The organism is Chitinophaga sp. LS1 (assembly GCF_034274695.1).
Lineage (GTDB): Bacteria > Bacteroidota > Bacteroidia > Chitinophagales > Chitinophagaceae > Chitinophaga.
The window spans coordinates 1,560,949-1,573,076 of record NZ_CP128362.1 but is presented as its reverse complement, the minus strand read 5'-3'; the positions used below and the strand labels follow the sequence as shown (position 1 = coordinate 1,573,076).

Sequence of the window (12,128 nt, the reverse complement as noted above, 5' to 3'; positions counted from 1 at the left end):
CCCATTTTTTTGAATTCTTTTCGCTTATTATTCTATTAATAATCTCCCAACGTCTCTGGCAACTGTCCCAACGCACTCTTCAACTGCTCATCATTCGGCGCAATACCATGCCACTCATGATGCCCTTCCATAAAATCAACCCCGGCACCCATAATTGTCTTCATCAAAATCACAATCGGCTTACCCTGTCCGGTCATACCTACTGCCTTTTCCAATGTAGCAACCACCTCATCCATATCATTTCCATTCATATGCAACACTGTCCATCCAAAAGCTGCAAACTTCGCTTCCAGGTCACCCAATCCTGCTACCGCCTCAACAGTACCATCAATCTGCTGTCCATTCCAATCCACAGTTGCGATCAGATTATCCACTTTATGATGAGGAGCAAACATAATTGCTTCCCAGTTCTGACCTTCTTCCAACTCACCATCACCATGCAGAGAGAATACAATACGGTCATCATTATTCAGTTTCTTAGTCAGCGCAGCACCAATCGCCACACTCAAACCCTGACCCAGAGAACCTGATGCCATACGTATACCAGGCAAACCTTCGTGAGTAGTAGGGTGACCCTGTACACGGGAATTCAACTGACGGAATGTAGCCAGTTCTGACACCTCAAAATAACCCGAACGGGCCAATGCACTGTAAAATACCGGCGAGATATGGCCATTTGATAAAAAGAACAGATCCTGATCACCTCCGTCCATTTCGAAAGGTTGTGGCTTGTGCTGCATCACCTTAAAATACAGGGCTGTGAAAAAATCAGCACAACCTAATGAACCGCCTGGATGGCCACTCTGGCAGCCATGCACCATGCGAACGATATCCCTTCTGATTTGTGTAGCTATATCTTTCAACTGTGGCATAATACTTGCAAATTTTTTGATCAGGCGAAAATAATAGAATTTAAATACAATTGCACATAATCTTGCCTATTTCCCCTCATTTTAACTTTATGATCCGGTAACCTGGATTTGTCATCCCTGTAATCGGGGATATTTTCAGATAAGGTGATACACATTTGATTGAAATTAATATCTTTGTACATAGACCAAGTCCCATCCCAAATGGAGAATGTTTTAATAGCTACTGTCCTAAGTTTCGTTATTACCTACTTCGCTATTCCCGTGTTAATCCGGGTCGCAGAACTGAAGCATTTATATGACGAACCGGACGAAAGGAAATCTCACAAGTCACGGATTCCAACTTTAGGAGGAATTGCGTTTTTTTCAGGATTCATTGTTGCCACGTCGGTTTGCGTACCTGCGTTGGCTGATTCCCCATATCAATATATGGTGGCTGCGTTCTTCGTGATTTTTATGGTTGGAATGAAGGATGACATTGTAGGCCTTACCCCTTTAAAGAAACTCATAGGCCAGTTAATGGCTTCTTTTGCAGTAATTTATCTTAGTAATTTACAGATCAGCAGTATGTATGGTTTCATGGGTTTCAACGCCCTGCCTCCACACTTTAGCCTGCTGCTCACTTACTTTACATTCCTGGTGGTGATCAATGCCTTCAACCTGATTGATGGTGTAGATGGCCTCGCTGGTAGTGTAGGCATGCTGGTTTCTGGTGTGTTGGGTACATATTTCCTCTATACCGGACAACTGGTATATGCTGTATTAGGTTTTTCAATGGCAGGTGGCTTAGCTGCTTTCCTGATTTACAATATTTCTCCTGCCAGGATTTTCATGGGCGATACTGGTTCACTAATGGTGGGTCTGGTGAATGCCATCCTGACTATTAAGTTCATCGAAGTGGCGGGCAATCCTGCGGGCAAGCTGCCTGTAGAATCTGTGCCTGCGGTAGCGATTGCTATCCTGATCCTGCCACTGTTCGATACGTTGCGGGTATTTGCAGTGAGAATGCTACATGGCCGTTCTCCGTTTGCGGCGGACCGTAACCACCTGCATCACTACCTGCTGGCATTGAACCTCAACCACCGCCAGGTTACCCTGGTATGTGTAGGGGTAAATGCTGCTTACATAGCTTTTGCATTTTATTTCCAACATATTGGTACTGGCTGGTTACTGGGTAGTATGATTGGCTCCTCATTGATCCTCACTGGTGTACTTTACCAGGCTAAGAGGAGAAAAGAAAACATGCTGCACAAGGTTACCATTGCAACAGTCAATGATGCCAAAGCAGTGGTAGAGGTGATGCCGAAATCGGTAATCAGAGTTAATCCAAAAGGAATTTTACAGGATAAATAATCCTGGGATGTTTTACAGGTCTCACTTTCCCGTATGAAGGGGCCGGCAGTCTTACAATTGTCCACCCCGCTTCCCTTATATTCAATTTCTATCATATCCCGGCTTCAAAATCTCAGATAATTCCTGTAGGTTTGCACGCACTTAATTATTTGTTTGCTATGCAAGATGATCTAAACTTAATCATGGACGATGCCAGCGAATCCATGCAAAAGGCGATCGCTCACCTTGAGCTGGAGTTGTCCAGGATCAGAGCTGGAAAAGCAACTCCCGCTATTCTGGATGGGATTTCCGTAGATTACTATGGTTCTTCTACCCCGCTCTCCCAGGTTGCCAATATCAATGTGGCTGACGCGCGTACCCTGACTATTCAGCCTTGGGAAAAAAATATGCTTCAGCCGATTGAAAGGGCTATCATTGCTTCCAATATCGGTATTAACCCACAGAACGATGGTATCATCATTAGAATGTTCCTACCTCCTCTGACAGAAGAAAGAAGAAGGGAATTTGTAAAGAGAGCAGCTGGTGAAGGTGAACATGGTAAAGTGTCTATCAGAAATATCCGTCGTGATGCGATCGAAGCCATTAAGAAATTGCAGAAAGACGGCCTGAGCGAGGATACTGCAAAAGATGCAGAAGCCGAAGTACAGGCATTGACCAATAAATTTATCGAACTGGTTGATAAGCACTGTGCACAGAAAGAAAAAGAGATTATGGCGATCTAAATGGTTGTCAAGCTTATATTTAGAAAAGAGCGTGTATCAAAATTTTGATACACGCTCTTTTCTTTTGGATACCTTGATGAAGCCGGGGTTCATTTATAGCGAATCAATCCCCCCTTTAATTATTTTCTGTTTACAAGGTATACACCACCTAAGATGATCCCAAGACTTAATATCTGTAAGACCGTAATGTGCTCTCCGGCCAGAAAACCCCAGCCCAGCGCCACAATGGGCAATGCATATGTTACCATACTGGCGAACATAGCCCCTGTTCTGCTGATCAGGAAGTAAAACAGGACGGTCGCAATACCACTACCGAGTATGCCTAGTGTAGCTGCTGCACCGATTGAGGTCCATGGAACAGCGGGGCCATTCAGCAGTGCAAAAAAATGTGTGTACAGCAATACCGGCAAAGCTAAGATGGCACAGAATCCCAGGGAGATAGCACTCACCTGTACGGATGAATAATCCTTCAGGTGCCTGCGAACCAGGTTGATATTCGTACCATAGCATACAGTGGCTACAAGTATCCACAGGCCATAGTACCAATAACTCGTGCTGATTCCTTGAGAGGCAAATAACAATACGACCCCTATTAGCCCGGCACTGATACCCAGTAGCTGGCGCTTGATGATCGCATTATTAAACAGCAAAACCCCTGTCACTAAGGTCATAAGTGGGGTGAATCCGTTTAGGATCCCGGCCAGACCGCTGTCTACCTGCATTTCGGCAATACAGAAGAGGAAGGCAGGTATGAAATTGCCTAATAAACCTGACAGAAAAATCAGGGGTAGCTTTTTCACAGGTATCTGGTGGATAAAGCGGAAAAAGAAAGGTGATAATGAAATGCCTGCACATAGCATGCGGAGGCTGGCTACCTGCCAGGGCGATAACTGCTCCATACCCAGTTTCATGAGAATGAAGGAACTGCCCCAGGTGAGGGAAAGGAGGAGAAATATCCCCCAGTTGAGTGTTCGTTGGCTCACGTTTTTAGATTTTTAGAATGGCCAACCAAAGATCGCAAATTGAGAACACTTCGGTTTATATTTTGTTACACTAGGAAGAAATGCTACGCGAATGAGTAAGATAAAACTGGCAGATATCAGTACCATAGCTCCCAAAAAGCTGGATAAAGAAAAGGCCCAGGCCCTGACTGCCCAGATAAGAACTGAGCTGGATGAGTTACAGAACCTGCTCTATGCCGAACATAAACATGCTATCCTCATTATTTTGCAGGGAATGGATGCGAGTGGCAAAGATGGCGCTATCCGTTCCGTGATGAGTACGATGAATCCTGAAGGGGTAGATGTGAGGGCGTTTAAAGTGCCTACTGAGCAGGAACTGGATCATGATTTTCTATGGCGTGTACATCAGCATGCCCCATCTAAAGGTATGATTATGGTTTTCAATCGTTCTCATTATGAAGATGTATTAGTACAGAGAGTGCATAAATGGGTGAATGAAAAAACGATTGTAAAACGGATGGCTGCTATCAATGATTTTGAAAGATTACTGACGGATCATGGTAATACGACTATTCTGAAGTTCTATCTCCATGTATCGCCCGAAGAGCAGGCTACGCGTTTGGAAGAGCGGACTACGAATCCTAAAAAGATGTGGAAGTACAATAAAGGAGATCTGATAGAAGCGAAGTTCTGGAAGAAGTACAGGAAGGCATATGAAGATGTATTTGCACATTGTGATGAAGTACCGTGGATCATTGTGCCTGCTGATGATAACTGGTATAAAGAATACATAGTAGCAAAAACGTTAAGGGATACACTGCTGGCATTAAAAATGAAATATCCTGCATTGAAGGATTGATTTTTTTATTTACAAAGCTCAGCGCAGCTGTCAGGCAAAAATCTACCGGAAGCTTGCGTAGCAAGCTTCCGGTAGATTTTGAGATTGTCTTTAAAAGGGATTATATTATCTTGGCCCTGCAAATTTGTTCGTGTCACCAAAAAAGTTGTTATATGGGATTCTTTAAAGAGTTTAGAGATTTTGCTACCAAAGGAAACGTAATTGACCTCGCAGTCGGTGTGATCATCGGTGCTGCCTTCGGAAAGATTGTATCAGCACTGGTCGATAACATCTTCATGCCCATCCTGGGTATGCTGACTGGTAAAGTGGATTTCAAAGAAAAATACTGGCTACTGAATGAGAGTAAGGGCAGTAGTTTTGAATCACTTGCCAAAGCAAAAGAAGCCGGTGCCCCGGTATTATCTTATGGTCTCTTTATCCAGTCTGTCATAGAATTTGTTATCATCGCTTTCTGTATCTTCCTGCTGGTAAAAGGGATCAATGCCCTGACCAGGAAGAAAGAAGAAGCGCCAGCTATACCAGCGGCACCACCAGAACCTACTCCACAGGAGAAGTTGCTGATGGAAATCAGAGACGAACTGAAAAAAAGATAATTACTCGTAAAAGTAAATAAACAAGGGGTTGCCATAGGTGACCCCTTGTAGCTTTTTATAGAGTTGATTATTTTTGCAGCTTAAGAACATTTTATTCAAGGCGGTTCGTAAGCTGCTGTACAGGTCTCACTGTCTGCTGACCCCCGCATTTAAACCACAAATTGTAATGAGAAGATCCTTTTTGACAGTCCTTGTACTGGTATGCACATTCGGTGTCCTGCATGCACAGGACGACTGGATGAAAACATCCCGCGAAGAAGCCAGCGGGAAAATTAAGAAAGACGCCAGTGACACTACTAACAAAGTTTGGAAAAAAGGAGGCATGTTCAACCTGAACGTAAACCAGGGATCTTTGACCAATTGGGCTGCGGGTGGTGATAAGTTCTCTTTCTCCGTTGCCTCTTCCCTGAGTGCGTTTGCCTTTTACAAAAAGGGGAAGCATAGCTGGGACAACGTACTGAACCTTGCATACGGTTATGTAAATACGACCAGCCTTGGTGGCCGTAAGAGCGATGACCTGCTTTCCATAACCTCCAAATATGGTTATGACATTGGTAAAAACTTTTACCTGTCAGGGTTGGTGGATCTTCGTAGTCAGTTTACTGATGGTTACCTGTATACGGATACTTCCAAGACTTTGTCATCCAGGTTCTTCGCACCTGCTTATTTAGTGCTTTCTCCGGGTATTGACTATAAGCCGACCGACCAGTTTTCGATCTTCTTCTCTCCTGTTACCGGCCGTTATGTATTTGTGATGGACGACTATCTGGCATCCCAGGGCTCATTTGGAGTAGATACCGGCAAGCATATCAAATCTGAATTTGGTGCTTACCTGACTATCAATACCGTACAGTCACTGGCCAAAGGGATTGTGTACAAGGGCAGATTAGATCTCTACTCCAATTATCGGAACAATCCGCAAAACGTGGATCTGTATATGACCAATTCGCTCAACCTGGCGGTGAATAAACATATCTCAGCAGTAATATCACTTGATATGATCTATGACGATGACGTGAAGTCCTTTGTGAATCCCAAAACAGGTGTATTGGGACCCCGGCTGCAGGTCAAAGAGGTCATAGGCGTTGGTTTTTCAGCGAAGTTTTAAGCGGGAATTTTTTCCTATTTTTGAATGATCCCTTCACCCGGAATTTGCCAGGCGAAGGGATCATAATATTATGGCCGAGAACTCATATAAGATAAAACTCCCCCAGTTCGAGGGACCTTTTGATCTGCTGCTCTTCTTTATTGAGCGGGACGAACTGGATATCTATAATATCCCTATCACCACTATCACCAACGACTTTCTGGATTATATTCACCACCTGGAATCCATCAACATTGAGTTGGCCAGCGAATTCATCCTGTTCGTATCTACCCTGATGCGTATCAAGGCCAAGATGCTGCTGCCCCGCAAAGAACTGGATGAGCAGGGGGTGGAAATAGACCCCCGCCAGGAGTTGATTGATAAAATCCTGGAATATAAGCGTTTCAAGCAGGCGGCTGCCGAGCTGGCCGAAAAGGAAGCAGACAGGATGCTGATGATCAAAAGAGGGAATATTGCAAAGGAGTTGTCTTCTATTGGTGAAATCACCAGCGAGGGCACTGAGATTCAGACCCTTACCCTCTTCAAGCTCACCCAGACTTTCGAAAAGGTGATGCAAAGGGTAAAGCAGCGTGACAACAAGCCACAGCACGTGGTATATAAATATGATTACACCATGGAGGGCTCCCGTCAGTACATGATCGAACTGGCGCAAAAGGAGAAAACACTGGCATTTGAAAAGATCTTTGATCATTGTCAGGATAGGGTGCACGCCATTTTCCTCTTCCTGGGTATGCTGGAACTGGTGCAGATGAAGTACATGACCATTATGGTGGGTGAAGGCAGAAACAATTTTATCATCGATTTTATAGAACCTGAAGACCGTGAACTGGAAGTAGCGGGAGCTTTTGATATGGAATGAGTGACAAAAAAGAACATATCGAGATCGTTTCGTTACCGGCTTATGCGCAGGCGGATAGCAATTTTGTTGCTTCCAGTCTCTGTGAGCTGAAAGAGAGTTTTTTTGCCACCAACGGTAAACCCCATCGTCATGACTTCTATACGATCTACTGGATCAAGCAGGGACATATTGAGCCTACCATTGATGCAATGACGTACGAAGTAAATAAGAATACACTTTATTTCCTGGCCCCCGGCCAGGTACATACCATGACCTTTAGCGAAAAGGTAGAAGGTTATATGATTGCTTTCCAGGACGCGTTTATGTGTCTGAAAGATCAGGCTGCTTCGCTAATGGGTATCAATTCCTCCCTCTTCTTCAACAATCAGTTCAGCACAGTGATTACCCTGCAGCCAGAGCAGGAAAGAGATTTTGAGATGCTGGTACAGCTCATGAAGAAGGAAGTGACGGACCAGGAGCCAGGTTTTGATACGGCTTTGCATGGATTGCTGCGCTATTTCCTGGTACTGGCCTCCCGTATAAAAGGGAGTAGTATGATCGCTACCCCGGATCAGCATGCTTCGCACAACAGCTCCTTATTTTTACAGTTTAAGAACCTCATCGAAGATAAATATACCACCCTGAAGAATGTATCTGACTATGCAGGTCTGATGCATGTGAAGCCCGTATTGCTGAATGAGATCAGCAAGCAGCAGTCAGGTATTACGGCAGGTGAGCATATCCGTAACCGGGTAATCCTGGAAGCGCAGCGTTATTTATATAATACTGATTTGTCAGCAAAAGAGATTGCATATAGGTTAGGTTTTGAAGATCCTCACTACTTTAGTCGCTTTTTTAAAAAATATACCGGTCAGACCCCTTCTGAATTCAAAGAGACTGGGAAACTTGCAATTTGATAATCAATTAGTTAGTTCGGTGGAGTAAAAAAGTCCACCACTTTCCTCTTTTTATCCATTCCGAATAGTTGTTGCAACGATTAATTTTACATCATCAAACAACGAACAAACAAGGCAATTAATCCTTCAGATATTTAAAAACATTCAAAAAACTAAAACTCTTATTTTATGGCAATCTGGAAAATTGATCAATCTCACAGTGATGTAGAATTCAAGATTAAGCATCTGATGATCACTAATGTAACTGGTTATTTTACTCAATACGATGCTACTGTAGAAAGTGGCAGCGATGATTTCAGCGATGCTAAGATCTCTTTCGAAGCAGCAGTTGCTGGCATCACTACTAAGAATGAGCAACGTGACCAGCACCTGCAGGCAGAAGATTTCTTCCATGCAGCACAATTCCCTAAACTGACTTTCGTATCTACTGGTATTCAGAAAGTAGACGACGAGAACTATAAAGTAACTGGTGACCTGACTATGCGTGGTGTGACCAAACCAGTAGAACTGGCAGTAGAATTCAGCGGTATCGTTAAGGATCCATATGGACAGACTAAGGCAGGTTTTGAAGTAAAAGGTAAGATCGCAAGAAAAGAGTATGGTATTTCCTTCAATGGTCCTACCGACAACGGTGGTCTGTTGCTGGGTGAAGAAGTGAAACTGCTGGCGAGTGTGCAGTTGGTAAAACAAGCCTAATCAGGTATAGAGGAAGATTTCTGGCAATCAGGACTGGTATTAAGGAACATTAGATTGGAATTAGCATTACTACAAATCGAAGTGTGGAGTGAGTAAATGTGATGTTTGGAGCATTAACTTTTTTTGAAGGATAGATTGCCAGAAATAGTGAGTAGCCGCCCCGGCCGGGGCGGTTTTTTTATTCCCCGAATGTAGAGAAAAATCTACGTGGGTGCGGGATTGAGAACAGTAAAAGAAGTAGTAATTTAGAGATCCCTTTAAATACATTATTTAAACTACACAAAACACTGAATCATGAAGAGAAATGCTTCTGCTAACTGGCAAGGTACAGGAAAGGACGGGAAAGGAACAGTTACTACACAGTCTGCTGTACTGAGCAGCACCCCTTATTCTTATAAGAGCCGTTTCGAGGATGGAAATGGTACTAACCCTGAAGAACTGATTGCAGCTGCGCATGCGGGCTGTTTTACAATGAAATTGAGTTTCCTGATTTCAGGTGCGGGTTTTACGCCTGAGAACCTGGATACGAAGGCGACGGTGACTTTGGAGAATGGTGCGGTGACTGGTAGTCATCTTGAGTTGAAGGCGACGGTGCCGGGTTTGGATGCAGCGAAGTTTGCGGAGTTGGCTGAGGAGGCGAGGACGAATTGTCCGATTTCGAAGTTGTTGAATACGGAGATTACGCTGGATGCCAGTCTGGCTTAATGCTGTTTAAATTACTTGCGGATTCCTTTTCTTTCAGGCTTTACCTGAAAGAAAAGGAATCCGCTACCGAATGATCCTGGCGGAATGCGAAGCATTCCGCCAGGATCATTCGGTATTAGGGCATAGGGTATTTGGGCATTTATTTTGTGTTTTAGCTTAAAAAACTACAACATATGAGTACCGCAGTAACCAATATCGGACTAGAGAAAAAAACCTCAAAAGAACTAGCAGAAAAACTCAATCACCTGCTAGCCGCCTACCAGGTTTTTTACATGAACGTACGCGGCTTTCACTGGAACATTCGCGGCGACAAATTCTTCACACTTCATATAAAATTTGAAGAACTATATACCGATTCATTAACTAAAATTGATGAAATCGCAGAACGTATATTAACCTTAGGGTTCACCCCTACTCACGCCTTCTCGGATTACATCGCCGACTCTCATATTCACGAAATAAAAAACGAAGGCAAGGACACCGCCTGTGTACAACACGTACTTTCCGGCCTCCAAACCATTATCGAAATAGAACGTGAAGTCTCTGCCCTCAGCGCCGAAGTAGGTGACGATGGTACCAATGACCTCATCACTACCTACATTCGCGAACAGGAAAAAATAATCTGGATGTATAACGCATACTTGCGCTAAAAAAAGATATCATCATTAAATGCTTAGACTGCTATTTAATGTAGAGATATTATAAAGTGAGTTGTAATATTTAATTCGATTGCAGCTTGATTTCGATAGTGAAAGGGAAAGCACCTATATAGTTGGAAAAGGCAATTTGTTAAAAAGCAAATTGCCTTTTTCTATTGGTGAAAAGGTTTGTATCTTAGAAATGTGTTATAAACAGGACTTGTTTCCGCAAGAAAAGCATGATTGATCAGCTATTTTTTTTCACAGCAAAATCAATACTATGGAAGTTTCAGCACAAACATCAGAGCTCGAACAGATTCAGGACTGGAAGGTAGAAGTGAATAGTGTCAGAGATACCATCCGGTCAATGCAAAATCGTCTTGAATTATTGTCCAGCAAGAAATCAGACGAAGATTCTCTGGCCCAGATTGAGCATTTTCAAAACCAATTCATCCGTCAGTTAGAGGTATCGGATGAGATGTTCCACGACTTAAAGCAGTGTGCAAAAAAGATCTCCAACAACGGTCAGCTCGCCGTACTACATGATGACCGTCCCGTGGATGACTGCGCCACAATGGAAGATCGCATGCAAACATTCAGAAAGCTATATATAGAATTGCAGGAAGAATTCAATGCATTCTCCGCTTTTTCATGACCTTGCCTGGTTAAAGGGAAACAGACTTTAATGATGAGGGGGCTTACTTACTGTATAGCTCGTGCAGGAAATCAGACTTCAATAATGAGGGGCTTACTTACAGCATGACTTGTGCAGAAAGGAAATCAGACTTCAATAATGACAGTCTCACTTACTGCATATCCTGTGCAGGTAAGTAGGTAGCCTTGTGCCATCTCTTTGTCAGTGAGCACTTCATTCAATGCCATCCATATTGTTCCCTGCGTACAACGGGCTGTGCAGGAGCCACAAACTCCTCCTTTGCAGCTATATGGCAAAGTAATGCCCTGAGCCAAGGCCTCGGACAATATGTTCTTATTGCCCGGTATTTTAAGCTCATAGCTTTCACTGCCTTTTTTGATCAGTACTGTTTTGATAGTACTATCTGTTGGCGCACCGATACGCGCCAGCTTAGGTGCTGTGTTTACTATAAAGTTTTCTTTATGCAGCTGTTGCTCGTTATACCCCATGAAGGTGAGTGTGAGTAGCGCCATACGCATATATTCTGGTGGTCCGCACACAAAGAATTGTGCGAGTGAAGCAGCATATTTTAATTGCTCTTTTACCAGTGGTTCCAGCAGGCCATTGCTCAGTCTGCGCACAATGCCTTCGGCACTGAAGAGGTAAATGATGTGCAATTGTTCATTGTATTGCGACTGTAATGATTGTAATTGTTCATGAAAGATCGTCTGCTCTTGTGTAGGGCTGCTATAAACAAGTTTGATATGTGCATTTGTATGATGATGCAGCATGTATTTCAGCAGGGAAAAGAGTGGTGTAATGCCACTGCCGGCACCTAACAAAAATACATCGAAAGGGTTTTCAGGAACTTCATCCAGCGTGAACCGGCCAGCGGGTTGCAGGGTGGTGATGATGTCTCCCACCTTCCAGTGATCAAGAATGTGGCGGGAGATCTCTCCATTCTCCCTGCGACGTATTGTGACAGCAAGGTCTTTGTCAATCCCCGGAGCAGAGCTGAAGGAGTAAGAACGACGATATTCTACACCATGCAATTCGATAAGAAAGGTCAGGAACTGCCCTGCCGCATAGGTGACTGGTTCTCCATTCACGGCCTGCAACCTGTAAGTGAAGGTATCGGCTGTTTCTTTTATGATAGCGATGATCTGAAGCTGTAAATACATATGTGCAAATAAAAGAAGTCCTTTAAAAAAAATAGCTTTCGCCCACTGGCAAA

14 protein-coding genes are annotated in these 12,128 nt (G+C 43.6%); 11 read left to right on the top strand and 3 right to left on the bottom strand.

Features of this window, described 5'->3' with window-relative positions:
- Nucleotides 1-35 precede the first annotated feature (35 nt).
- Entirely contained in the window at nt 36-872 is an 837-nt protein-coding gene (locus QQL36_RS06480; protein ID WP_083722199.1) for a transketolase, read from the bottom strand.
- Nucleotides 873-1,334: 462 nt separating this feature from the next.
- Between QQL36_RS06480 and QQL36_RS06475 the strand changes: the two genes are divergently transcribed.
- Entirely contained in the window at nt 1,335-2,222 is an 888-nt protein-coding gene (locus tag QQL36_RS06475) for an MraY family glycosyltransferase (RefSeq protein WP_235643572.1), read from the top strand.
- A gap of 158 nt (nt 2,223-2,380) precedes the next feature.
- The gene (gene frr, locus QQL36_RS06470; protein WP_083722201.1) at nt 2,381-2,944 is read left to right on the top strand and encodes a ribosome recycling factor; all 564 of its coding nucleotides are present in this window, start codon (nt 2,381-2,383) and stop codon (nt 2,942-2,944) included.
- Nucleotides 2,945-3,063: 119 nt separating this feature from the next.
- On the opposite strand, the gene QQL36_RS06465 is transcribed toward frr, so the two are convergent.
- Nucleotides 3,064-3,927, bottom strand: coding sequence for a DMT family transporter (locus tag QQL36_RS06465; RefSeq protein WP_321569334.1), 864 nt, complete (start codon nt 3,925-3,927; stop codon nt 3,064-3,066).
- A gap of 91 nt (nt 3,928-4,018) precedes the next feature.
- Here QQL36_RS06465 and QQL36_RS06460 point away from each other — a divergent pair, with 91 nt between their 5' ends.
- The 9 genes from QQL36_RS06460 to QQL36_RS06420 all read left to right on the top strand — a co-directional run bounded on the left by QQL36_RS06460 (nt 4,019) and on the right by QQL36_RS06420 (nt 10,915).
- The gene (locus QQL36_RS06460) at nt 4,019-4,765 is read left to right on the top strand and encodes a PPK2 family polyphosphate kinase (protein ID WP_083722203.1); all 747 of its coding nucleotides are present in this window, start codon (nt 4,019-4,021) and stop codon (nt 4,763-4,765) included.
- Nucleotides 4,766-4,917: 152 nt separating this feature from the next.
- Complete coding sequence (gene mscL / locus QQL36_RS06455; protein ID WP_083722204.1) at nt 4,918-5,358, top strand: large conductance mechanosensitive channel protein MscL; 441 nt, start codon at nt 4,918-4,920, stop codon at nt 5,356-5,358.
- A 166-nt stretch (nt 5,359-5,524) separates the two neighbouring features.
- Entirely contained in the window at nt 5,525-6,466 is a 942-nt protein-coding gene (locus QQL36_RS06450) for a DUF3078 domain-containing protein (RefSeq protein ID WP_083722205.1), read from the top strand.
- Between the two features lie 70 nt (nt 6,467-6,536).
- Nucleotides 6,537-7,325, top strand: a complete 789-nt coding sequence (locus tag QQL36_RS06445; protein ID WP_083722206.1) for a segregation and condensation protein A — start codon at nt 6,537-6,539, stop codon at nt 7,323-7,325.
- Complete coding sequence (locus QQL36_RS06440; RefSeq protein ID WP_083722207.1) at nt 7,322-8,221, top strand: helix-turn-helix domain-containing protein; 900 nt, start codon at nt 7,322-7,324, stop codon at nt 8,219-8,221. Before QQL36_RS06445 ends, QQL36_RS06440 begins: the two co-directional genes overlap by 4 nt.
- Before the next feature lie 168 nt (nt 8,222-8,389).
- Nucleotides 8,390-8,917 carry a YceI family protein gene (locus QQL36_RS06435; protein ID WP_083722208.1) on the top strand — a complete coding sequence of 176 codons (528 nt, stop codon included), beginning with the start codon at nt 8,390-8,392 and terminating at the stop codon, nt 8,915-8,917.
- A gap of 294 nt (nt 8,918-9,211) precedes the next feature.
- Entirely contained in the window at nt 9,212-9,622 is a 411-nt protein-coding gene (locus QQL36_RS06430; protein ID WP_083722209.1) for an OsmC family protein, read from the top strand.
- 173 nt (nt 9,623-9,795) lie between these two features.
- A complete protein-coding gene (locus QQL36_RS06425) occupies nt 9,796-10,272 on the top strand; it encodes a Dps family protein (RefSeq protein WP_321569333.1) in 477 nt (158 codons plus the stop codon).
- Nucleotides 10,273-10,540: 268 nt separating this feature from the next.
- Nucleotides 10,541-10,915: a hypothetical protein gene (locus QQL36_RS06420; protein ID WP_083722211.1), complete on the top strand. Its 375-nt coding sequence runs from the start codon at nt 10,541-10,543 to the stop codon at nt 10,913-10,915.
- Nucleotides 10,916-11,040: 125 nt separating this feature from the next.
- On the opposite strand, the gene QQL36_RS06415 is transcribed toward QQL36_RS06420, so the two are convergent.
- Nucleotides 11,041-12,075, bottom strand: a complete 1,035-nt coding sequence (locus QQL36_RS06415; protein WP_321569332.1) for an iron-sulfur cluster-binding domain-containing protein — start codon at nt 12,073-12,075, stop codon at nt 11,041-11,043.
- Nucleotides 12,076-12,128: the final 53 nt, after the last annotated feature.

Coding starts and splice junctions, on each gene's coding strand:
- QQL36_RS06480 (WP_083722199.1), bottom strand. CDS start 872: ATGCCACAGTTGAAAGATATAGCTACACAAATCAGAAGGGATATCGTT.
- QQL36_RS06475 (WP_235643572.1), top strand. CDS start 1,335: ATGAAGGATGACATTGTAGGCCTTACCCCTTTAAAGAAACTCATAGGC.
- frr (WP_083722201.1), top strand. CDS start 2,381: ATGCAAGATGATCTAAACTTAATCATGGACGATGCCAGCGAATCCATG.
- QQL36_RS06460 (WP_083722203.1), top strand. CDS start 4,019: ATGAGTAAGATAAAACTGGCAGATATCAGTACCATAGCTCCCAAAAAG.
- mscL (WP_083722204.1), top strand. CDS start 4,918: ATGGGATTCTTTAAAGAGTTTAGAGATTTTGCTACCAAAGGAAACGTA.
- QQL36_RS06450 (WP_083722205.1), top strand. CDS start 5,525: ATGAGAAGATCCTTTTTGACAGTCCTTGTACTGGTATGCACATTCGGT.
- QQL36_RS06445 (WP_083722206.1), top strand. CDS start 6,537: ATGGCCGAGAACTCATATAAGATAAAACTCCCCCAGTTCGAGGGACCT.
- QQL36_RS06440 (WP_083722207.1), top strand. CDS start 7,322: ATGAGTGACAAAAAAGAACATATCGAGATCGTTTCGTTACCGGCTTAT.
- QQL36_RS06435 (WP_083722208.1), top strand. CDS start 8,390: ATGGCAATCTGGAAAATTGATCAATCTCACAGTGATGTAGAATTCAAG.
- QQL36_RS06430 (WP_083722209.1), top strand. CDS start 9,212: ATGAAGAGAAATGCTTCTGCTAACTGGCAAGGTACAGGAAAGGACGGG.
- QQL36_RS06425 (WP_321569333.1), top strand. CDS start 9,796: ATGAGTACCGCAGTAACCAATATCGGACTAGAGAAAAAAACCTCAAAA.
- QQL36_RS06420 (WP_083722211.1), top strand. CDS start 10,541: ATGGAAGTTTCAGCACAAACATCAGAGCTCGAACAGATTCAGGACTGG.
- QQL36_RS06415 (WP_321569332.1), bottom strand. CDS start 12,075: ATGTATTTACAGCTTCAGATCATCGCTATCATAAAAGAAACAGCCGAT.